General features: G+C 72.4%; 21 protein-coding genes. 7 read left to right on the forward strand and 14 right to left on the reverse strand.

The window, feature by feature from the left end; translation table 11 throughout:
- The first annotated feature begins 82 nt into the window (after positions 1–82).
- On the forward strand, positions 83–928 hold the full coding sequence (locus tag ISG29_RS11820) for an LLM class F420-dependent oxidoreductase (RefSeq protein WP_194503641.1): 846 nt from the start codon (positions 83–85) through the stop codon (positions 926–928).
- Positions 929–983: 55 nt separating this feature from the next.
- On the opposite strand, the gene ISG29_RS11825 is transcribed toward ISG29_RS11820, so the two are convergent.
- The 3 genes from ISG29_RS11825 to ileS all read right to left on the reverse strand — a co-directional run bounded on the left by ISG29_RS11825 (position 984) and on the right by ileS (position 5,435).
- Complete coding sequence (locus tag ISG29_RS11825) at positions 984–1,418, reverse strand: BLUF domain-containing protein (RefSeq protein ID WP_194503642.1); 435 nt, start codon at positions 1,416–1,418, stop codon at positions 984–986.
- A gap of 100 nt (positions 1,419–1,518) precedes the next feature.
- A complete protein-coding gene (locus tag ISG29_RS11830; protein ID WP_194503643.1) occupies positions 1,519–2,196 on the reverse strand; it encodes a VOC family protein in 678 nt (225 codons plus the stop codon).
- The gene (gene ileS / locus ISG29_RS11835) at positions 2,196–5,435 is read right to left on the reverse strand and encodes an isoleucine--tRNA ligase (RefSeq protein WP_194503644.1); all 3,240 of its coding nucleotides are present in this window, start codon (positions 5,433–5,435) and stop codon (positions 2,196–2,198) included. Before ileS ends, ISG29_RS11830 begins: the two co-directional genes overlap by 1 nt.
- 413 nt (positions 5,436–5,848) lie before the next feature.
- On the opposite strand from ileS, the gene ISG29_RS11840 reads away from it, so the two are divergent.
- Positions 5,849–6,385 carry a DinB family protein gene (locus ISG29_RS11840; RefSeq protein WP_194503645.1) on the forward strand — a complete coding sequence of 179 codons (537 nt, stop codon included), beginning with the start codon at positions 5,849–5,851 and terminating at the stop codon, positions 6,383–6,385.
- Positions 6,386–6,412: 27 nt separating this feature from the next.
- On the opposite strand, the gene ISG29_RS11845 is transcribed toward ISG29_RS11840, so the two are convergent.
- Positions 6,413–7,399 carry a hypothetical protein gene (locus ISG29_RS11845; protein WP_194503646.1) on the reverse strand — a complete coding sequence of 329 codons (987 nt, stop codon included), beginning with the start codon at positions 7,397–7,399 and terminating at the stop codon, positions 6,413–6,415.
- 171 nt (positions 7,400–7,570) lie between these two features.
- On the opposite strand from ISG29_RS11845, the gene dapD reads away from it, so the two are divergent.
- Together dapD and ISG29_RS11855 are read left to right on the forward strand one after the other, a co-directional pair.
- Positions 7,571–8,545, forward strand: a complete 975-nt coding sequence (gene dapD / locus ISG29_RS11850) for a 2,3,4,5-tetrahydropyridine-2,6-dicarboxylate N-succinyltransferase (RefSeq protein ID WP_194503647.1) — start codon at positions 7,571–7,573, stop codon at positions 8,543–8,545.
- A 72-nt stretch (positions 8,546–8,617) separates the two neighbouring features.
- Positions 8,618–9,535 (forward strand): hypothetical protein, encoded by a 918-nt coding sequence (locus tag ISG29_RS11855; RefSeq protein WP_328828988.1) that lies wholly within the window; start codon positions 8,618–8,620, stop codon positions 9,533–9,535.
- Positions 9,536–9,618: 83 nt separating this feature from the next.
- Here the strand turns inward: ISG29_RS11855 and ISG29_RS11860 are convergent, their stop codons facing one another.
- Genes ISG29_RS11860 through fdxA form a run of 5 tightly spaced genes read right to left on the reverse strand, consistent with a single transcriptional unit; the run spans position 9,619 to position 13,778 of the window.
- Entirely contained in the window at positions 9,619–10,623 is a 1,005-nt protein-coding gene (locus ISG29_RS11860) for a prephenate dehydrogenase (protein WP_194503648.1), read from the reverse strand.
- Complete coding sequence (locus tag ISG29_RS11865; protein WP_194503649.1) at positions 10,620–11,474, reverse strand: prephenate dehydratase; 855 nt, start codon at positions 11,472–11,474, stop codon at positions 10,620–10,622. Before ISG29_RS11865 ends, ISG29_RS11860 begins: the two co-directional genes overlap by 4 nt.
- A gap of 13 nt (positions 11,475–11,487) precedes the next feature.
- Positions 11,488–12,321: a hypothetical protein gene (locus ISG29_RS11870; protein ID WP_194503650.1), complete on the reverse strand. Its 834-nt coding sequence runs from the start codon at positions 12,319–12,321 to the stop codon at positions 11,488–11,490.
- Between the two features lie 10 nt (positions 12,322–12,331).
- Positions 12,332–13,429: a succinyldiaminopimelate transaminase gene (gene dapC, locus ISG29_RS11875; RefSeq protein WP_194503651.1), complete on the reverse strand. Its 1,098-nt coding sequence runs from the start codon at positions 13,427–13,429 to the stop codon at positions 12,332–12,334.
- Positions 13,430–13,451: 22 nt separating this feature from the next.
- Complete coding sequence (fdxA, locus tag ISG29_RS11880; protein WP_194503652.1) at positions 13,452–13,778, reverse strand: ferredoxin; 327 nt, start codon at positions 13,776–13,778, stop codon at positions 13,452–13,454.
- Positions 13,779–13,872: 94 nt separating this feature from the next.
- On the opposite strand from fdxA, the gene ISG29_RS21650 reads away from it, so the two are divergent.
- Entirely contained in the window at positions 13,873–14,853 is a 981-nt protein-coding gene (locus ISG29_RS21650) for a GNAT family N-acetyltransferase (protein ID WP_194503653.1), read from the forward strand.
- Positions 14,854–14,959: 106 nt separating this feature from the next.
- On the opposite strand, the gene ISG29_RS11890 is transcribed toward ISG29_RS21650, so the two are convergent.
- The 5 genes from ISG29_RS11890 to ISG29_RS11910 are packed head-to-tail and all read right to left on the reverse strand — an operon-like array spanning position 14,960 to position 19,669.
- Entirely contained in the window at positions 14,960–15,925 is a 966-nt protein-coding gene (locus ISG29_RS11890) for a DUF389 domain-containing protein (RefSeq protein WP_328828908.1), read from the reverse strand.
- A gap of 4 nt (positions 15,926–15,929) precedes the next feature.
- Positions 15,930–17,669 carry a VanW family protein gene (locus ISG29_RS21655; protein WP_194503654.1) on the reverse strand — a complete coding sequence of 580 codons (1,740 nt, stop codon included), beginning with the start codon at positions 17,667–17,669 and terminating at the stop codon, positions 15,930–15,932.
- Complete coding sequence (locus ISG29_RS11900; protein WP_194503655.1) at positions 17,666–18,001, reverse strand: hypothetical protein; 336 nt, start codon at positions 17,999–18,001, stop codon at positions 17,666–17,668. Before ISG29_RS11900 ends, ISG29_RS21655 begins: the two co-directional genes overlap by 4 nt.
- Positions 18,002–18,014: 13 nt before the next feature.
- On the reverse strand, positions 18,015–18,947 hold the full coding sequence (gene mshB / locus ISG29_RS11905; protein ID WP_194503656.1) for an N-acetyl-1-D-myo-inositol-2-amino-2-deoxy-alpha-D-glucopyranoside deacetylase: 933 nt from the start codon (positions 18,945–18,947) through the stop codon (positions 18,015–18,017).
- Positions 18,944–19,669 (reverse strand): (deoxy)nucleoside triphosphate pyrophosphohydrolase, encoded by a 726-nt coding sequence (locus tag ISG29_RS11910; protein ID WP_194503657.1) that lies wholly within the window; start codon positions 19,667–19,669, stop codon positions 18,944–18,946. Before ISG29_RS11910 ends, mshB begins: the two co-directional genes overlap by 4 nt.
- A gap of 52 nt (positions 19,670–19,721) precedes the next feature.
- Between ISG29_RS11910 and ISG29_RS11915 the strand changes: the two genes are divergently transcribed.
- Positions 19,722–20,642 (forward strand): DMT family transporter, encoded by a 921-nt coding sequence (locus ISG29_RS11915; RefSeq protein WP_194503658.1) that lies wholly within the window; start codon positions 19,722–19,724, stop codon positions 20,640–20,642.
- A complete protein-coding gene (locus ISG29_RS11920) occupies positions 20,639–21,508 on the forward strand; it encodes a hypothetical protein (protein WP_194503659.1) in 870 nt (289 codons plus the stop codon). Before ISG29_RS11915 ends, ISG29_RS11920 begins: the two co-directional genes overlap by 4 nt.
- The last annotated feature ends 6 nt before the right edge of the window (positions 21,509–21,514 follow it).

Genomic DNA, 21,514 nt, shown 5'->3' on the forward strand with positions numbered 1-21,514 from the left:
CCGGCGTGGCGGCGCCCGGAAACTGGACACGTGTCCAGGAGGCTCTTCCCTCCGAAGTGGAACACGTTCTAGATTGGCGTCCATGCGTAACGGACTCGTGCTCTTCACCTCCGACCGCGGCATCGCGCCGGCCACCCTGGCGAAGGCTGCGGAGGAGCGGAACTTCGACTGCTTCTACGTGCCCGAGCACACCCACATCCCGATCAAGCGCGAGGCCGCCCACCCCGGCACCGGCGACGAGTCGCTGCCCGACGATCGCTACTTGCGCACCCTCGACCCCTGGGTGACCCTCGGCTCGGTGGCGGCGGTGACCGAGCGGATCAAGCTGTCGACGGCGGTGTCCTTGCCGGTGGAGTCCGATCCGATCACGCTGGCCAAGCAGATCGCCACGCTCGACCACATCTCCGGCGGCCGCGTCGAGATCGGTGCCGGCTTCGGCTGGAACACCGACGAGCTCGCCGACCACCACGTGCCCGCCAACAAGCGCCGCACCGTGCTGCGCGAGTACGTCGAGGCGATGCGCGCGCTGTGGACCCAGGAGGAGGCCTCCTACGACGGCGAGTTCGTGTCGTTCGGCCCGTCGTGGGCCTACCCCAAGCCGGCCGCGCACATCCCGCTCGTGATCGGAGCAGGCGGCGGCCCGAAGACCTTCGAGTGGATCGCTGCCCACGCCGACGGCTGGATGACCACGCCGACCCAGCGCGACATCGGCGACCAGATCGAGAACCTCACCAAGGCCTGGGCGGAGGCCGGCCGCGAAGGCGCGCCCGACATCCGCATCCTCATCGCCTTCAAGCCCGACCCGAACGACCTCATGGCCTGGGCCGAGGCCGGCGCCACCGAGTTCATCTGGGGCGTCCCCGACAAGTCCCCCGACGAGACCCTCGCCTCCCTCGACCGGATGGCCTCTCGCCTCGGCCTGATCTGATCCGCGAGGGGTCGCCTATCGTGGCTCGAGGGGTCAGAAGTCGTCGCTGGAGACGTCAGCGGAATGGACGGCGGAACGTCGGTGGCCGGCTGAACGCGCGCAGCAGCACGTGGGCCGGAGTCGGGACGTCGACCGGCTTGCCGGCGTGCACGTCGGCGAAGAACCTGGTGAACCCCTCGCGCTGCTCCTGGGTCTCCTCGGAGAGGTCGCTGTAGCCCATCGTCCAGTCCGGGAAGCCGCGACGCTCGACCTCGCCTTGCATCTCGACCCAGAGGCTGCGGTGCCGTCGATCCCGGGAGATGCGGGAGTAGGTGTCGTCGACCTGCTCACGAGGTCCCTCCAGTACCTGCATGAACTGGCCCTCGTGGAAGAGCAGCATCCCCGTGATGCCGGCCGCGCCGTTGCGCTCGCGGGCGAGGTCGAGGAGCGCTCGCAGGTCGTCGCGGCCGAGCTGGCCGGTGGCGGTGCTGGAGTAGAGCAGCGAGTACAACGGAGTTCTCCCGAGTCAGGTGCCGGTACCCGTGCCGGCCTCGTGCCAGTGTGACTCATGCCCGGGAACCGCCGGGAACGACCGCTCGAACCGGTGGACCTCAACCGAACACGCAGAACTCGTTGCCTTCCGGGTCGGCCAGCGTGTGCCAGGCCTCCCCTTCCCAGAGATACGTCGCACCGACACCGAGCAGTTCCTCGACGTCGCCGTAGACGTCCCAGTGCACCCGGTTGGGCACGGTGCGAGGCTCGGGGACGGGTCCGAAGTCGAGGGTGAACTCCTCGTCGACGGCGACGCCCTCGAGCGTCCAGCCCTCGTACTCCTCGTAGTAAACGGGCTCGACGCCGAACCGCATCCCCCACCAGTGGGCTACCAGGGAGGTGTCGGCGCAGTCGACGACGACCCCGTGCAGGCGGTAGTCGCTGCCCGGTCGCCGCGGCTCGTCGCGCGCGAAGGCGCAGAACTCGTTGCCCTCGGGGTCGGCCATGACGGTCCAGCGACCGCCGTTCTCCGACGCCGGCGAGAGCACGCTCGCGCCCCGGGCGAGCAGGTCGTCGACCGAGCCGTCGAGGTCGAGGTGCAGCCGGTTCTTCACCGTGTGCGGGCGGTCGACGACGTTGAGCCACACCCGGTGCCTGGGCGTCTCGCCGTCGAGCGAGACGTTCCGCTCGGAGACCTCGGGGGTCAGTCCCAGCGTCGGAGCCCAGAACGCCGCGCCCGCCTCGCGGTCGACCACGTCGAGGCAGAGATCCTTCCAGACCACGCGGGCGGTGCCCATCAGACCCTCTCCACCCGCACGGCCAGCTCGGTCGCCTCCTGCACCCGCACCGAGACCGCCAGGGTCTCCGCAGCCACGAGATCCTCGTGCGCGGCGAGCGCGGCGAGCACGTCGGCCGGGCCGGCCACGGTGAGGTGGATCCGGTCGGAGACGTCGAGGCCGGCGTCCTTGCGGGCCTGCTGCACGGTGCGCACCAGGTCGCGGGCCAGGCCCTCGGCCTCGAGCTCGGGGGTGAGCGCGGTGTCGAGGACGACGAACCCACCGCCGGGCAGGACGCCGACCGCGGTGCTCTCGTCGGCCGCGCCGGCGACCGTCTCGAGGGTGAACTCGCCCTCGACGAGCGCAACGCCCCCGGCGGTGACCGTGCCGTCGTCGGCCACCGACCAGTCGCCGGCCTTCGAGCCGCGGATGACCTGCTGCACCTGCTTGCCCAGGCGCGGCCCGGCGGCGCGGGCGTGGACGGTGAGCCGCTGCTCCACCCCGTACTCCGCGGCCTCCGGCGCGTCGGCCGCGAGCAGCCGGACCGCCTTGACGTTGACCTCGTCGGCGACGATGCCGCTGAAGTCGGCCAACGCGGCCGGATCCTCCACCACGACGGTGAGGGTGGCCAGCGGCAGCCGGTTGCGCAGCGACCGCGCCTTGCGCAGCGCCGAGGCGGCCGAGCAGACCTCGCGGACGACGTCCATGGCGGCGACCAGGTCGGCGTCGGCCGGCAGGTCGTCGGGGGCAGGCCAGTCGGCCAGGTGCACCGAGCGGCCACCGGTCAGGCCGCGCCAGACCTCCTCGCTGACCAGCGGCAGCAGCGGGGCGGTGACGCGGCAGACCGTCTCGAGCACGGTGTGCAGGGTGTCGAAGGCGTCGGCGTCCTCGGCGAAGAAGCGGTCGCGGCTGCGGCGGATGTACCAGTTGGTGAGCACGTCGAGGAACCCGCGGGTCAGCTCGCACGCGTCGGCCACGGCGTAGGCGTCGAGCACCCGGGTGCTGGCCTCGACGTACTCGTGGGTCTTGGCGAGCACGTAGCGGTCGAGCGGGTGCGTGCTGTCGGTGCGCACGCGCCCCTCGTGGCCGGCGCCCCCGTCGGCGGCGTTGGCGTAGAGGGAGAGGAAGTACCAGCTGTTCCAGAGCGGGATCATCACCTGGCGCACGGAGTCGCGGATGCCCTGCTCGGTGACCACCAGGTTGCCGCCGCGCAGGATCGGGCTCGCCATGAGGAACCAACGCATCGCGTCGGCGCCGTCGCGGTCGAAGACCTCGTTGACGTCGGGGTAGTTGCGCAGCGACTTGCTCATCTTGTTGCCGTCGCTGCCCAGCACGATGCCGTGGCTGATGCAGTTCTCGAACGCCGGCTTGTCGAAGAGCCCGCTGGCCAGGATGTGCAGCGTGTAGAACCAGCCGCGGGTCTGGCCGATGTACTCGACGATGAAGTCGGCCGGGAAGTGCGGCTCGCTGTCGGTGGTGCCGTCGAACCAGTCGGCGTTCTCGAACGGGTAGTGCACCTGCGCGTAGCTCATCGAGCCCGAGTCGAACCACACGTCGAGGACGTCGGGCACCCGGCGCATGGTCGAGCGCTCGCCGTCGGGGCGGGGGTCGTCGGGGTTGGGCCGGGTGAGCTCGTCGACGAACGGGCGGTGCAGGTCGGGGTTGCCCTCCCGGTCGCGCGGCAGGTCGCCGAAGTCGCGCTCGAGCTCGGCGAAGGAGCCGTAGACGTCGGTGCGCGGGTAGGCGGGGTCGTCGGAGACCCACACCGGCACCGGAGAGCCCCAGAACCGGTTGCGGGTGATCGACCAGTCGCGGGCATTCGCGAGCCACTTGCCGAACTGGCCGTCCTTGATGTGCTCGGGCACCCAGTTGATCTGCTGGTTGAGCTTGAGCATCCGGTCCTTGAACGCCGTGACCTCGACGAACCACGACGAGACGCCCTTGTAGATCAGCGGCTCGCGGCAGCGCCAGCAGTGCGGGTAGGAGTGGTCGTAGGTCTCGCGGCGCAGCAGCACCGTGCCGGGCGTGACCGCGCCGGTCTCGCCCTCGCCACGGGTCTGGTTCTTGAGGTGGTCGATGACGTGGAGGTTGGCGTCGAACACCTGCATGCCGGCGTAGTCGTCTACGGGGGCGGTGAACCGGCCGTCCTTGCCGACCGGCATGACCGGCTCGATGCCCTCGCGGTCGGTGACCTCCTTGTCGACCTCACCGAAGGCGCCGGCGGTGTGCACGAGACCGACACCGTCGGTGGTGGTGACGGCGTCGTCGGCCGCGACCACGCGGAAGGCGCGCGGGCGCCCCTCGTAGTAGGAGAACGGCGGGGTGTAGGCGGAGTCGACCAGCTCGGCGCCCTGGAACCGGGCGAGCACCTCGGGCGACTCACCCAGCTCGCGGGCGTAGGCGGCCAGGCGCGCTTCGGCGATGAGGTAGCGCGCCGTCCGCTCGGTGCCGGGGACGGGCGCCTCGACGAGCACGTAGTCGATGTCGGAGCCGACCATGATGGCGAGATTGGAGGGCAGGGTCCACGGGGTCGTCGTCCACACCAGGGCGAGGGCACCCTCGGCCGGGCCGCTGGTCAGACGCAGACCCACCGTGACGGCGGGATCCTGCCGGTTCTGGTAGACGTCATCGTCCATGCGCAGCTCGTGGTTCGACAGCGGAGTCTCGTCGCGCCAGCAGTAGGGCAGCACGCGGAAGCCCTCGTAGATCCAGCCCTGGTCGTAGAGGCGCTTGAACGCCCAGATGACCGACTCCATGTACTCGGGGTTGAGGGTGCGGTAGTCGTGGTCGAAGTCGACCCAGCGGGCCTGGCGGGTCACGTAGTCGCGCCACTCGCCGGTGTACTTCAGCACCGACTCACGGCAGGCGGCGTTGAAGTTCTCGATGCCCAGCTCGAGGATCTCGTCGGTGGTCTTGATGCCGTTCAGGCGCATCGCCTCGAGCTCGGCGGGCAGGCCGTGGGTGTCCCAGCCGAAGCGGCGCTCGACGCGCTTGCCGCGCATGGTCTGGTAGCGCGGCACGAGATCCTTGACGTAGCCGGTGAGCAGGTGGCCGTAGTGCGGCAGGCCGTTGGCGAACGGCGGGCCGTCGTAGAACACGAACTCGTTCTCTCCGCGCTCACCCGGGTCGCGCGCCTCGATGCTGGCCTGGAAGGTGCCGTCGGCGGCCCAGTAGGCCAGCACCCGCTCCTCGATCTCGGGGAAGCGCGGCGCGGCGGGCACCTGGTCGTGACCGGCGGTGGAGACCTGGGGATAGGTCATCGGGGGCTCTCCTGGCTCGTGCATCGGACTCGTGGGCTGCGGTGCTGCTTGCTGCCACGAGGACGACGGACGCCGCGGTACCACCTCGCTTGCGACACCGCGAGGGTGCCGCCCCTTCGTTCACGGCTGTGACGGGCCTACCCGTCCGGTTCTACTGACCCGTGCCGCTGGGTGCGGCCCGGGCGTTCTTCCGGAGGCTCACCGCTGATGACGGCTCGAGCGCCTGTGCCGCCAGCCTACGGCGCGGCCGCGGCGCGGGCGAATCAGTTGCTGGGGGCGGGTGGCAAATTCACCGGACGGCCGGTGACCTTTCCCCTGGGACGGTGAAATTCCGCCGTCCCAGGGGCTATTTCACCGGACGGCCGGTGAATTCGCGCGCGACGCCCGGCTCCTCCGCGTGCTTGGGTGGGGCCATGCCTGCCGAGACCTTCGGGGATCCCGCCAGCGACCCGCGCCTGCAGCCCACCGCACCGACCCGCGGCGAGCGGGCCTGCCTGGACTCCTACCTGGAGCACTACCGCAGCACGGTCGAGCTCAAGCTCGCCGGGCTGGACGCCGAGCAGCTCGCCCGGCGCTCCGTGCCGCCCTCGACGCTGTCGCTGCTGGGCCTGCTGCGGCACCTGGCCAAGGTCGAGCACGTGTGGAACGTCGTGATGATCCAGGGTCGGCCTGAGCCGAAGCTCTACGGCTGCGACGAGGTGCGCGACGCCGACTTCGACGGCGCCGTCGACGACGACGCCGTCGTGGTCGAGGCCTGGGCGTCGTGGCGTCGCGAGGTGGCCGCCGCCCGCGAGCACCTCGCCACCGTCTCCCTCGACCACGTCGTCCACGTGCACGGCGAGCCGACCGAGGTGCGTGACATCGTGGTGCACCTCATCGAGGAGTACGCGCGGCACGCCGGACACATCGACCTGCTGCGAGAGTGCGTGGACGGCGCGATCGGGCAGTAGCACGTGCCTTCGCTCAGGCTCCAGCAGTCAGGCGGGGAGCACCTGCAGCGGCGCGCTGTGCACGTCGCATCGCTGGGCCGCGACCCCCAGGCGCCACCGCGCCTCGGCCAGGCGCTCCGCGGACGACTCCGTCACGAGCCGATGGCGCACCGCGGCGTGGCGGAACCGGTACTCCCCCGCGGGCGAGCTCTGGAGCAGCCCGTGCGCCTCGGCGGAGGCCAGGCCCTCGGCTCCAGCAGCGAGCAACAACAGGTCGGCGGGCACGAGAGGGCCGGCCACCGCGGCGATGGCCACCGCCATCCGGGCTGGCTCGTCGAGACGCAGCAGGCTGGTCGCCACCCAGATGGGCAGCGCCAGCTCGAGTTGCGCCACGGCCTCGGCATCGTCGGACGGGGCCTCGGTGACCAGCTCGCGCAGCGTGGGGTGCTCCAGGAGCATGCGCAGCGCCGACGGGTTGCCGCTGCTGGCGACGTGGAACGACAGCGCCAGGCCGGGGTCGGCAGGTTCCCCGAGGTCGAAGAGCACGTCGGCCACGTCGGCCACCGTCAGCTGCTCCAGTGCCACGGCCGTGCAGCCGCGCCGCGACTCGACGTCCGGGAGCCGTGAGTGTGACCCGATCAGCACCGGGATGCGCACCGCCCGGGCACGGTCGAGCACCGCTTCGACCTGAGCCAGCGGCACCGTGTCGGCGTCATCGATGACCACGAGCGTGCGCGCCGCCAGATCAGCTGCCTCGGGGAAACCGCCGGCGCAGAGCACCTGGTCGGCACCCCAGGGCTGCACGTCGGCGCGGATCACGGTGACGCCGACCGCCTCCGCGCGGCGAGCCGCTTCCGTCAGCAAAGCGCTCACGCCGCTGCCGGCGGCCCCCCACACGAGCGCCGAGCTGTTCTGCCGGACGGCGACCTCGACGCGCGCGAGCACCCGGTTCCGCCCCCGCAGAGGGGTCGCCCCCGTGAGGTGGCCCCGCCGATGTTCTGGACGCGGCTGGTGGACGTCGGACGATGCGCTCATGTTTCCCCCCGAGCTCTCGGTCTCGTGGAACCGAGCACGCCGGCCCAGCCCCCCGGACCCTTCTACCCATGGTAAGGCGACCCTGAAACCGCTCCATCCCCTCGGAGACGGGACTGACCCCGCACCGACCGCTCCGCCGGCGGGCGGAACCCCCGCCTACACTCCCTCTACGTGACCGACAGCGCCCCTCTCGACAGCGGTGCGGCCTGGGCTTGGGGCCTGGCGACCGTGACCACCGGCCACGAGCCGACCACCCTCGACGTCTGGTTCCCCGAGCCGCGCCTCGGCCGGCGTCCTGACGGCGGTGGCGTGCCCGCGGTGCTGGCCGACCTGGTCGGCAGCGACCACGCGCGCGGGGTGCGCCGCGACGTGGTGCTGGTCGAGATCGACGACCTCTCCGCCCCGCCGGCGAGCACCGCCGACGTCTGGCTGCGGCTGCACCTGCTCTCACACCGGCTCGTCGCCCCGCACGGGCTCAGCCTGGAGGGCCAGTTCGGCCTGCTCACCAATGTCGTGTGGACCAGCCACGGCCCCTGCGCGGTCACCGGTTTCGAGCTCGCCCGGGCCCGCATGAGGGCGCACGGCCAGCACGTGTCGGTGTACGGGATCGACAAGTTCCCCCGCATGGTCGACTACGTCGTGCCGTCCGGCGTACGCATCGCCGACGCCGACCGGGTGCGGCTCGGTGCCCATCTCGCCGAGGGCACGACCGTCATGCACGAGGGGTTCGTGAACTTCAACGCCGGCACGCTGGGCGCCTCGATGGTCGAGGGGCGGATCTCCGCCGGCGTCGTGGTCGGCGACGGCTCCGACGTGGGCGGGGGCGCCTCCATCATGGGCACCCTCTCGGGCGGCGGCACCCAGGTCATCTCGATCGGCGAGCGGTGCCTGCTCGGGGCCAACGCCGGCGTCGGCATCTCGCTCGGTGACGAGTGCGTTGTCGAGGCGGGGTGCTACGTCACCGCCGGCACCAAGGTCACGGTCACGGGCATGACCGGCGCGGACGACGGCTCCGTGGTCAAGGCGGCCGAGCTCTCCGGCGCCTCGAACGTGCTCTTCCGACGCAACAGCGTCAGCGGCGCCATCGAGGCGGTGCCGTGGAAGAGCGGCGGCATCGCTCTCAACGAGGCGTTGCACAAGAACTGACACCGCTCCCGGTCTCCGCCCGTGCGCAAGGTCGCCATCACGCTCTCCCTCGCCCTCGTGGCGGTGGGGCTCGTGAGTGTGGTCGGCTGGCAGGTGGTGCACCGGTTGGGGCCGGTGCTCGGTCTCGCCTCCGAAGGCTGCACGGCCACCGTCGACGGGCGCGAGGTCGACCTCGACCTCGAGCAGGCCGAGAACGCCGCACTGATCACGGCGGTCTCCGTGCGTCGCGGCCTGCCGGCGCGGGCGGCGTCCATCGCACTGGCCACCGCGTACCAGGAGTCGAAGCTGCGCAACCTCACCTCCGGCGACCGCGACTCCGTCGGCCTCTTCCAGCAGCGGCCGTCGCAGGGGTGGGGTACCCGGGCGCAGGTGCAGGATCCCGTCTACGCCACCAACGCCTTCTACGACGCCCTGGTGAAGATCGCCGACTACCGTGACCTGCCGATCACCGAGGCGGCCCAGGAGGTACAGCGATCGGGCTTCCCGGACGCCTACGCCGATCACGAGGACGACGCGCGCGTCCTGGCCTCCGCCCTCACCGGCAACTCCCCCGCGGCCTTCAGCTGCGAGGTCGACGCCCGGGTCGAACAGACCAACGCCGCGCTGGACCAGAACGGTCTGACGAAGCGGGCCGAGAAGGTGCGCACCGAACTCCTCGCCGTCTTCGGCGACGTCCCGCTCGGCGGTTTCGCTCCCGGTGGCGTGACGAGCGGCCACATGCCCGGCTCGGCGCACTACGAGGGCCGGGCGGTCGACGCGTTCGTGCGGCCGATCAGCCCGGCCAACAAGACCCGCGGATGGGCCATCGCGTCGTACTTCGTGGCACAGGCCGACCGGCTGCGCATCGCCACCGTGATCTTCGACGGCAAGATCTGGACGGCGACCCGCTCGGCCGAGGGGTGGCGCGACTACACGGTGCCGGCCGGTTCCTCGGGTGACCGGGCCGTGCTCGAGCATCGCGACCACGTGCACATCGACGTCTTCGCCTGAGCGACCCCCGCCGGGGGGACGATTTCCGACCCCTCGGGGAACGATTTACGACCCCTCGAGGGACGATTTCCGACCCCTCGCGGTCAGCGGGTGTAGGCGCGGTTGGGTTCGCCGGAGGTGAGGGTCCACTCGACCTCGGTGCGTCCGGTGACCAGCCATCCCTGGGCGCCGAGGGCGGTGAGGGTGTGCAGCGGGGCGTCGAGGGGCAGCGTGCGGGTGCCCGGTGGCGAGGAGTCGAGGAGGTCGCGCCCCGTGACCGCCTCGGCGAGCCAGTCGCCGAGCGCCGCCCGGTCGTCGAGCACGGTGACCAGCACCTCGAGCTGCGCCTGGAGGTCGCGGACGCGGGCGCGGAGAGCCTCGACGTTGTGGGCCAGCATGTTGCCCGAGCGGGCCTGGTCGCGGCCCCCCACGCGGGTGCCGTCGCGGAAGGATCCCGCCGCGAGGCTGCGCGCCAGGTACGGGGCCCGGGTGCCGCCGAGTCCGGCCAGCAGGGCGTTGGCCAAGACGTGCGGCAGGTGGCTGACCTGGGCCACGGCCTCGTCGTGCAACGCGGGGTCGACCACGGCCACGCGGGCGTCGAGGCGCTCGACCAGGAGGTCGAGCACGCCACGCAGCGCGAGGGGGTCGGTGTCCTCGGTGGGGGTCAGCGCCCACGTGACACCGCGCAGCAGATCGGCCGACGCCGCGGTGAATCCGGACTCCTCGGTGCCCGCCATCGGGTGCGCGCCCACGAAGCCGGCGAGACCGGCCGCCGTGGCCGCTGCCACCGGTGCGGCCTTCACGCTGGCGACGTCGAAGACCGGCGTGTGCGGCGGAACCCGGCGAGCGACCTCGGCGAGCACCGCGGGCAGCGCGTCGACCGGGGCGGCCAGCGCGACGATGTCGGGTGGGTCCACCCCGGCCATGGCGCCGGTGAGGCAGCCGACCAGGTCGTCGGGCACCGGCAGCACCTCGCGGGCGGCGACGCGGGTGTCGGCGTCGGGATCCCAGCCATGCACCTGGGCCCCGCCCGCACGCAGACCCAGCGCCAGCGAGCCACCGATGAGGCCCAGCCCGACGACGGCCACGCGCGGGGCCGACTCGCTCACGAGCCGGCCCCGAGGCGCCGCGGGACGACGCCGCTGCCGGCGTCCCCTCCGTGCCGGACATGGCCGGAGATGCCCCCGAGGTGCGAGCAGCGCACCCCGCTCTCTGCGAGCCGCGCCCGGTAGTCGACGAACTGTTCGGGCGCCAGACCGTCGGCCCAGAGCAGGAACAGGTAGCGCCCGCCGCTGGCCGGCACCGGCCGGGTCACGAGGTTGACCAGGTTGACCCCCAGGTCGTGCAGCGGCTCGAGCACGCGGATCAGCCCGCCGGGCTCGTTGCGCTCGGGCAGCACGGCCAGCAGCGTCACCTCACCGGCCCCGGCTGCGGAGTCCTCCGAGGTGACGTGCACGAACTGGGTGCCCGCGCCGCTGTGGTCCTCGACGGCGGTGGCGAGCACCTCGAGGTCGTAGAGGTCGGCGCAGATCGGTGCCGCCAGAGCGATCTCGTGCGGGGCGAGATCGCGGCAGGCCTCGGCGGTGGACGACGACGTGCGCACCGGCAGACCCAGGTCGCGCACGTAGTCGGCGCACTGGGCCAGCGCATGCGGATGGCTCACCACGACCTCGGCCGGCACACCGCCCGGTCGACGCAGCGCCACGAAGGTCACGGCCACCGTGACGTCACCGACGATGGTGGCTCCGGGCGTGGCCAGGAGGGCGTCGAGTGTCGGCAGCACGACGCCGTTGACCGAGTTGTCGATCGGCAGCACGACGCCGTCGACCTCGCCGGCGGCCAGCGCGGCCAGCGCGGCGGACTGCTGCGGCATCGGGACCAGCTCGGCGGCAGCCGCCAGCTCCAGCGCGGCGGCGTGCGTGAAGGTGCCGGCCGGGCCGAGGTAGCCGACGCAGGACATGGGGCCGCTCCCCTCAGACCGGCTCGTCGTCGGGCAGGGTGAAGGATCCCAGCACACGCACCTCGGAGCCCTCGGCGCGCAGGTCGGCGACGACCGCCGCGGCGGTGTCGGCGTCGGCGCGGAACCCCAGGAAGAACCGGTGCGCGCGGTCGGCCACGGAGTCGGAGAAGAGGAAGTCGAGGTCGACCTCGCGTGCGGCCAACCGGGCCAGCGAGGCGTTGAGCGAGCCCGGCCGGTCGGCGTCCGGCTGGAGGCCGAGCCAGCAGTAGTCCGGCTCGGCGGCCGGCAGCCGGCTGATGAGTCCGTAGGACAACGGGTGTGCCTGGTCGCCGACGCCGCGGGTGCGGGTGAGGCCGGCGGGCACCTCGTCGGCGTCCAGGACCACCGAGCGCTCCCCCAGGCCGGCCAGCATCTCGGTGGCGGTGAGGTAGTCGGAGACCAGCTCGCAGTCGATGCCCTCGGCGGTGAAGTAGCCGGCGAGGTCGCCGTAGGCGGTCTTGCGCACCCGCACCGGGCCGGCGTCGAAGCCCTCCGGCGTGCACCAGACCCACGGCCACGGCACGGTGACCGCCGCCACCACGCTCAGCGCGGAGGGCGCGTCCATGAGGGCCCGGAGCAGTCGGCGGCGCGGCTGATGCACGTCGCCGACACGGACCAGCCCGTCGACGTCGTGCGCGGTGCCCGCGGTGAGTAGCACCTCACGGGCCGAGGAGAGACCCACGACGGTGCCGACCCGGTCGGCGTACCCCAGCTCACGCGCGACGCGGGCCACCAGCGGGTGAGGATCCTGCGCGTCGTAGGCCAGCGTGCGGGCCAGGGCCGGCGCCGGGGCGGTGACGGTGGTCATGCGGGCAAGGTTACGGGTGCAGGCGGGTCGCGACCTCGGCCACCCGCGCGTCCGGGACGGTCAGGGCGGCGCGCACGTGGCGGCGGCCGGCCTCGCCGTAGATCTCGCCCGGAGCGACCAGCACCCCGCGCTCGGCGAGCCAGCCGGCGGAGTCCCAGCAGCCCTCTCCACGGGTGAGCCAGAGGTAGAGCCCCGCCTCGGAGTGCTCGACCGTGAACCCGGCTGCCTCGAACGCGGTCAGCAGCCGAGTGCGGCGAGCCGCGTAGACCTCGCGCTGGAGGGCGACGTGCTCGTCGTCGTCGAGGGCGGCGCGGGCCGCGGCCTGCACCGGTGCGGGCACGATGAGCCCGACGTCGCGGCGCACCGAGAGCAGCTCGCGCACGAGCGTGGCGTCACCGGCGAGGAAACCGGCCCGGTACCCGGCGAGGTTGGAGCGCTTGGAGAGCGAGTGCAGCACCAACAGGCCGTCGGCGCTCCCATCGCACACGACGGGGTCGAGCACGGACGTCGGGGGCGTCGTCCAGCCCAGCTCGAGGTAGCACTCGTCGGAGACGAGCAGCACATCGTGCGCCCGCGCCCATCCGACCAGCTCCCGCAGCCGCTGTGGCTCGAGCACGCGGCCGGTGGGGTTGGACGGCGAGTTGACCCACACCAGCCGCGGCGGGGAGGGCAGCTGCTCGGGGTGGTCGGTGGTGACGAGGTCGGCGCCGACGTAGCGGGCGCTCACCTCGTAGGTCGGATAGTGCAGCTCGGGCTGCACCACGACGTCGCCCGGGCCGAGGCCGAGCAGGCTGCCCAGCAGCCCGACGGCCTCCTTGGAGCCGATCGTCGGCAACACCTGGTCGTCGTCCAGGTCGATGAGTCCGCGCCGCCGCGCCCATGCCCGGTAGGCCGCACGGAGCTCCGGCGTGCCGGCGGTCGCGGGGTAACCGGTGAGCTGGTCGGCACTGGCCAGGGCGTCGGCCACGCTCGGCGACACCGGATCGACCGGCGAGCCGATGGTGAGATCGACCAGGCCGCCGGGGTGGGCCGAGGCCCGCTCACGCAGCGGCGCGAGCGGGGCCCAGTAGTGGCCCGGGAGGCGGGCGAAGGGGCGCTGGGCTCTCACCGGCGCACCCGCCCGGCGGGGGTCACTCGTCGTGCTCCTGCGGCGGCAGCGCCGCGACCATCTCGTGGTCCTTGTCGATCTCGCCCATCTTGGCGGCACCGCCGGGCGAGCCGAGGTCGTCGAAGAACTTCACGTTGGCGTCGTAGTAGCCCTTCCACTCCTCGGGCACGTCGTCCTCGTAGTAGATGGCCTCGACCGGGCACACGGGCTCGCAGGCTCCGCAGTCGACGCACTCGTCGGGGTGGATGTAGAGCATCCGCTTGCCCTCGTAGATGCAGTCGACGGGGCACTCGTCGACACAGGCGCGGTCCTTGAGGTCCACGCAGGGCTGGGAGATGACGTAGGTCACCGGGGTCTCCTTCGAGCGAGTGGGCGCGTTGCGGTCCTCAGCCTAGTATCCCGGGGTGCCTGGCGATGCGGGATCCCCCCTACGTTCTGGACAGGTGTCTGATCGTTCGGGGGCACCGCGCCCCGGGGCGCAGGCCCGCAGCCTCGGCCCGCACGTCGTCGGTAGCCGGATCGTGGTGCGCAGGGTGCTGCGTTCGGACGACGGCTCGGTGCTCACCGGACCGTCCGGCGGACCCGCGATGACCGACCTGCTCGGCACCTGCCTGGCCTGGGCCGACGGCATCTGCGTGGTGCAGCCCGACGCACCGGACGCCGAGGGCGCCGACGGCCCGGTCCGGATCCCACTCGACGACATCGTGTCGGGCAAGCCGGTGCCGCCACGCCCCTCGGTGCGGCAGCGGACCTCGGTGCGCGAGGCCGAGGCGCACTCGTTCGTCATGTTCCCCGATGTCGACCGGGTCGATCTGGGTGACTGGGTGCTGCGCTGCGACCCCGCACCCGTCGGACGGCTCTTCAAGCGCGCCAACTCCTGCCTGGCGCTCGGCGACCCGGGGTGCTCGTTCTCCGACGCCGAGCGAGCGGTGCGCGACTTCTACACGGGCCGGGGGCGCGACGTCCTCGTGCAGGTTGAGGCGGACGGCGACCTCGAGGCCGCCTTCACGGCCTCCGGCTGGGTGCCGCTCGACCACGGCGAGGTGGAGTTCCGGCTCGGTTCGCTCTCGATGGTGCGCCGAGCGCGGCGTGCTCTCGGTGGTGGAGATGCCGCAGACGTGCGAGTGGAGGTGACCGGCGACCGCGCTCACGCCGTCCTGCCCGGACAGCCCTCGCCACGGGCCGAGGGGCGTGCCGCCGTACACGAGGACTGGCTCGGCCTGCACGCACTCCACACCCACCTCGAGCATCGCCGCCGGGGCCTGGCCGGGCAGGTGGTCGATGCGTTGCTGGAGTGGGGCGCCGAGCGTGGCGCCCTCACCTGCTGGCTGCACGTCGAGACCGACAACGCCCCCGCTCGCGCCCTCTACGACTCCCTCGGGCTGCTGACCCACCACCGGGCCCGCTACCTCCGCCCCGGGTGAGCTGCCACGAGTTTTCCGCTGAGCCGTCGCCAGTTTTCCATCGACCTGCCGCGACTTTTCACGGCTGCCAAAACTCGCGGCAGGTCACACGAAAACTCGCGGCAGGTCAGCGGGTGAGGGTGGTTCGCTGGAAGACGCGTTCGGCGGCCACGCACAGCGGCTTCCACCACCGTCGCTGGAAGGCGAGCACGGCCGTGCCGGCGAGGAGGAGTCCGACCAGATTGAGCCCGAGTTGCATGGCGGATCCAGCCATCTCGTGGGTGTCGAGGAAGGCCAGGGCGAGGGCGAGGTTGCCGGCGGCGGGCACGGTCGTGACGCTGATGAAGACGCCGACCATCGTCGAGGTCTTCTCGATGGCCAGGGCCAACGCGCCCGCCCCGCCGGCGGCCAGCGCCACGATGAACGACCACGCGTCGGGGTGCCAGATGAACCCGGTGTTGGGTCGCGATCTGCTCAGATCTTCGGCCGCGATGAGGCCCGTGCCCCGGGCCACGAGCCCCAGCACGGCCACCACCGCGATGGCGAACACGAACGACAGCACCAGCAACTGGAGGGCTCGGACGACCAGCCGCGGGCGCCGCAGCACCACACCGGCACCCGCGGCAGCCACGGGGGCGAAGTCCGGACCCACCACCATGGCCCCGACCACGAGCACGGAGGAGTCGGTCACCACCGCGATCGCCGCCAGGATCACCGCGATGACCAAGAAGACGTGGTAGCTCACGGTCGGCACGGAGTCGGCTGCGGCCGCGCTCTCCACCGACTCCCACACGATGGCGTCGTCGGGGTGCCCGGGCGCAGCGCGCTCCATGCGCTCGGCCCGCGCGAAGGGCGAGGACCGCGGCTCGGTCACCAGGATCGAGCCGGCCTCGTGGACCCCGAGCTCGCGCAGGTCGCCGATGAGCGGTCCGGCCTTCTCGCGGGCGACATCGCACTCCACCAGGTCGCCACGGGGGTGCAGCACGACGTCGCGTTGCACGGTGACGTCGGCTGTCCACTCGTGCTCGCAGAGCAGTGAGACGACCGGGTCGGTCAGGTCGCTCGGCAGGGTCATGCGCAGGTGGACGAGCACGGCCTCACCGCTTCTTCGGCGCTTGGCACCGCACGCCGTCCGAGGGCGTGTAGACGGTGTGGAACGTCTGCTTCTTGACCACCTTCTGCTCGCCCGGACGCCGGAAGTAGCGGTAGACGTCGATGCTGAAGCCGGGGCTGCCGGAGTAGGCGTAGCAGTCGGGAGTGCGCAGGGTGCGCGTGGTGGGCTGGGTGTAGTCGTAGCGATCGCTGGTGTCGGTCGTGATGTCCCAGCGCTTGGTGGAGTACAGCGTGACGGTCACGACGCCCTGGGACGACGCCGTGCTGGGCGTGACCTTCGCGCTCACGTAGACGCCGTAGGGCGTGTCGTCGGCGAACTTCAGATCGAGCGAACCCCACACCACCGTGGCCTCGCGACCGACCGGGTAGCGGTCGATGTAGAACGAGTGCGGCTTGTGTTCGACGTCCTTGAGCCCGGCGAAGAAGGCGGCGTTGAACAGTGTGGTCGCCAACTGCGAGACGCCGCCGCCGAGATCCTTCTTCAAGATGCCGTTGGAGATGACGTAACCCTCGGTGAAGCCGTTGGCTCGAGTGCGCTCGCCGACGATGTCGTTCATGGAGAACACCTGGCCGGGTTTCAGGATCGTGCCGTCGACGAGCTCGGCCGCCCGACCGATGTTGACGTTGCGGTACTCGGCGTCGGGGTAGTACGTGGTGAAGCTGGAGACCTTCTGCTTGATCTTCAGCTTCTTGAGATCCTTCGCGGTGACGTCGGGCTTCACGACGTCGGCGGTGACCTGGCCCGAGCGCCGTTCCTCGGGCTTGGTGAGCAGCCTCAGGAACGTCTTCGCGACCTCGTCGGGGTCGTAGTCGACGCCCGGCTTGCCCCGGACGATGCGGGGCTTGCCGTCGCGGATCTCGATGGAGGCGTCGACCGGGTCGCCGGACGTCGTGGCGTCACCGACGAGTCCGAGCACGACGTCGGTGTCGACATCGGGCCTCAGGGTGTCGCCGTCAGGGGTCAGCGACAGCGCCGTGGCGTAGTCATGGGGGCGCAGCGTCACTCGCGCCCGGCCGAACTCCAGCACCACGGGGCCCGACATCGCCGGGTTGGCGAAGTCGTCCATCGCCTCGTCGACGTCGTCGTCGGTGATCGCGGGAGCCACCGGGGTCAGTTCGAGGTCGACGCTCGGGCCCTGGGCGCCGGAGCCGGTGAGGTAGGCCGCGAGCAGGGCGGACCGTACGTCGCCGACGCTCAGCGCGAGGCCGTCCCGGGCTTTCACGGTGTGCACGCCGCCGGGGCGGAACTGCACGGCACCGTCGACCGGGTCGCGGCCCACGAGCGCATCGAGCCGCTGCACCAGCAGGCCCATCTGGTCATCGTCGATCGTGACGACCGGTTGCACCTCGTCGCCGCCGGTCCAGTAGTTCCAGAGCCGCTGCGGCGACCAGCCGGTACCGGCGCCGGTCTCGGCCACGGTGGCGGCGTAGTCGACGGCGAGACCCGCCTGGCCCGGGGTGACCTGCTCGGTGCGACCGCCCACCTCGACCTCGAAGGAGGCGTCGGCCCGCGGGCCGAGCTGCTCGCGCAGCACCTGCTCGGCGGCGGACGGCATACGTCCGCCGATGTCGACGCCCGCCACGGTCGTGCCACGCGGCACGCGCTCGCCGGCCAGTCCACCCGCGGCGGCGTACCCGCCACCGAGGAGGAGCGCCAGCACCAGCACCACCAGCCAGAACGCCTTCCAACCCGGCCCCTCGCTGCGACTCCGCCCCGTGCTCACCGGCTCATCCTAGAAACCAGCCCCCCGGGCGCCGGGAGGGTCGCGATCGCCACGCCGAGCCAGATCGCGGTTGTCAGGGCGAGCAGCCACCCCTGGGCGCCGCCGAGCAGGGTGCCGCCCTCGTGGCGCGGCAGCACCGAGACGGCGACGGCGGCGCCGACTCCCGCCGTCCAGGCCAGGCGGTAGCCCGGGCCGAGACCGAAGGTCCAGCAGCCGCCGGCGACCAGCGCGACGGCCAACCAGCCCCACGACTGCGCGAGCACCACCGCGGCCACGCCGTGCGCGGCACCGAGCGCAAGCAGCCCCAGACCCGCGGTCACGCGCCGGACCACGCCGCGCACCGTGCTACCCCAGACCCGCGAACAGGTCGGTCTCGAGGCCGTCGTCGCCCACCGGACCGAGCGTGCCGGCCGCGAGGCGGTAGTGCTCGACCCCGAACGCCGAGGCGCCGACGTTGTTGGAGAGGGCGAAGAAGGGTCCATCGACGCTCACCTGGGTCGGGTAGGCGCGCAGGGCGTCGAGCTTGGCGTCGACGAAGGCGCTCGCGTCGACGGCGCACGCGAGATCGGCGTCGGGGGTGACGAAGTGCGGCATCGGGCCGTCGGGGTCGAGGCCTGAGAAACCTTCGCCGTCACCCGCACCGGCCTCGCGCATCGCGCGCAGGCCCGCCCGCATCGCGGACTCCGCGATGGCGCCCCAGTAGATCTTGGCGATCGCCCACGCCTCGCCGAGATCGTGCCGGTAGGAGGTGACCGCGGCGAGCTGCGCGGCGTACATCGCGACCCGGTGGGCCTGGATGTGGTCGGGGTGGCCGTAGCCGCCGAACTGGTCGTAGGTGACCAGCACCTGCGGCCGCACCTCGCGGATGATCGCGACGAGATGGTCGGCCGCCTCGGTGAGGTCGGCCAGCGCGAACGCGTTCTCGGCGGTCTGGTCGGCGGCGATCGCGTGGCCGTCGGGGTGCCACTGCATGCCGGAGTCGCGGTAGCGACCGAAGCCGCCCAACCAGCGGTGGTCGGTGACGCCGAGCGCGGCCATCGCGGCGGCGATCTCGGTGCGGCGGTGCTCTCCGAGCCGGTCGTCGCGGTCGGCGGCGAGGTGCTCGAGCTCGGGCACCAGGATCTCGCCCAGCTCACCGGCCGTGCAGGTGACCATCGTGACGCCGCGCCCGTCGGCGACGTACCGGGCCATGGTGGCGCCCTGGCCGATCGTCTCGTCGTCGGGGTGCGCGTGCACCAGCAGCAGGCGCCGACTCGGCCTGTGCTCGGGCTGGTTCATGAGGGGTCTCCGTCGGGTCGCTTGATGCGCTTCGGTGCACTGGGCAGGGGTTGCGGGGCAGCGGGCGTGCCGGGCGCGCCGCGCTCGGACCGGCCGTCGTCGAGCCGCTCGTCGAGCCACCCGTCGAATTCGTCGGCGAGCATCTCGGCCAGGAACGACGGCGCATCGGTGAGCACCGCCCACGGATGGTCCTCGTCGTCGTCCTCCCCGGCCAGCCGCTCGCGGGCGATCGCGGCGTCGTACCCGTCGACTCGCAGCCGGCGCACCACCTCGCGGGCGTCGTCGGCCTCGAAGAGCACGAGCCGCCGGAAGGCGCCCCCGAGGCCGCGCAGCAGGTGGTCGAGCTCGGGCAGGAACACGCGGTCGGAGTCGAGCCAGTCGACCGAGTCCAGCTCGTCGGACCCCAGCCACACGAGGGCGTCGTGCTCGGCCGGCTGCGGCTCGGCGTCGCCGACCAGGCGGACCGTGGCGATGCGCAGCACCCACGCGCCGTCGTCGGCGCGCTCGATGCTGCCGCGGGTGGCCAGCCAGCCGGTCACCTCGACCTCCACGCCCAGCTCCTCGGCGAGCTCGCGCACGATCGCCCCGGACGCCGTCTCACCGGGCTCGACCTTGCCACCCGGGAGCTCCCAGCGTCCGGCCGTGTTCGGCGGGTCGGTGCGCCGCGCGGCGAGCACCCGGCCGCCGCGCACGATCGCCGCGCCCACCACCGTCGTCCCCATGGCCCCATCTTCGCGCGCCGAGCGTGCGGGGTGACACCGTAGGGTCGCGGTTGTGACAGCGACGTCTCGGGAAACGGAGCTGCGGGTTCCGCTGCTGCCGGCTGCGGCCTTCGTGGTGGTGTGGTCGTCGGGCTACATCGCCGGGCCGGCCGGCGTCGACGCGATCGACCCGTTCACCGTGCTGACGCTGCGGTTCGTGGTGGCGGCACTGATGCTCTGGCCCGTGGCGCGGGTGCTGCGTGGCCCGCTGCGCATCACGCGTGAGGATCTGGTGCGCGTCACGGTGTCGGGGCTGCTCTTCAACGCGCTGCTCTTCGGACTGATGTACCTGGCCTTCGAGCGTGGCCTGACCGCCACGCTCGGCTCGCTGCTGCACTCACTCTCACCGGTGCTCACCGCCGTGCTGGCCGGGGTGTTCCTGCACGAGCGGCTGGCTCGGTGGCAGGTGATCGGCTTCGCTGCCGGCGTGGGCGGGGTCGTGCTCGTGCTCGGGCCGGACGTGTCGGAGGCCGGCGGGGTGCTGGCGATGCTGCTCGGCGTCGCGTCGCTGCTCTGTCTCTCGCTGGGCACGCTCGGGCAGCGCTGGATCAGCCCGCACACCGACCCCATCTGGTCGGCGACCCTCCAGTGCGCGGTGTCCGTGCCGCCGCTGGCGGTGCTGGCCCTGACCATCGAGGGGGTGCACGGCGTGCACCACCCGGTGCAGGGCACCATCGCCGTGCTGTGGCTGGCCGGCGTGAACTCGGTGCTCGGACTGCTGTTGATCGGCACGCTCGTGCGCCGCGGCGGGGCCGGCGCGAGCGCGAGCGTCTTCTTCTTGATGCCGCCCGTCACCGCTGTCATGGCCTTCGTGTGCCTCGGCGACACCCTGGGCGTGCGGGAGCTGGTGGGGCTGGCCGTGTCGGTGGCCGGCGTGGCGGTCGCCACCCGGGCGCGGCCGGGTCCGCTCACCGAAGGCGAGGCCGTGGCATGAGCGACCAGAGCGCACTGCACGCCGTCGTCGGCACCCGCCGGCTCCGCCGTGGCCGTCCGGCAGGCACCGCCGTGCAACGGGCGTGGCGCTTCGACGCCCCCGACACCCGCGACCGGGAGTGGTGGCCGCAGGGCATCGCGTGGGCGGGCGACCGGCTGCTCGTGAGCTGGTACGCCAAGTCGGGCGGGGCGCGCATCAGCGTGCTCGACCTCGCGGCCGCGACCTACGAGCACGTGCGGCTGATGCAGAGGGCGAAGGACGGCAGGGTGTCGCCGCTGCATGCGCACGCCGGCGGCCTGGGGGTCCACGGCCCGTGGGTGCACGTGGCCAACACCTCGAAGGGCGCGTGGAGCCTGCACTTCGACGACCTCGCGCAGGGCGAGGACGGCTGGACCTGGACTGCGACCGCCCGGCACCGCCCGGACCTGCCGGACGGGCCGGGCGGAGCGGCGTCCGGGAGACTGCGCTACTCCTTCATCGACGCCTGCGACGACGACCTCGTGGTGGGCGAGTACGGATGGCGGGAGCGCTCGAAGCGGCTGGCCACCGTGCAGCTCGTCGAGGGCCTGCCCACCGGACGTGTGCAGATGCTCGGCGAAGGCCCGTCGGGCATGCAGGGCACGACCCGCGACGCGGATGGCCGGTGGTGGGCGACGACGTCGTTCGGGCCGGTCCTGCCCGGCACGCTCTGGCACACCCGACGCGGGTCGACGCCGCCGCTCTCACGGGGCGACTTCCGCGGCCGCCGGCTCGCTCTGCCCCCGGGACCGGAGGATCTCACCCACGGACCCGACGGCCGGCTCTGGACCGTCACCGAGTTCCCGCACCTGCGGTGGATCGTGTGCCTCGTGGCACCCGAGTCCTGAGAGCCC

This window comes from Nocardioides acrostichi (assembly GCF_015319165.1).
Classification (GTDB): domain Bacteria; phylum Actinomycetota; class Actinomycetes; order Propionibacteriales; family Nocardioidaceae; genus Nocardioides; species Nocardioides acrostichi.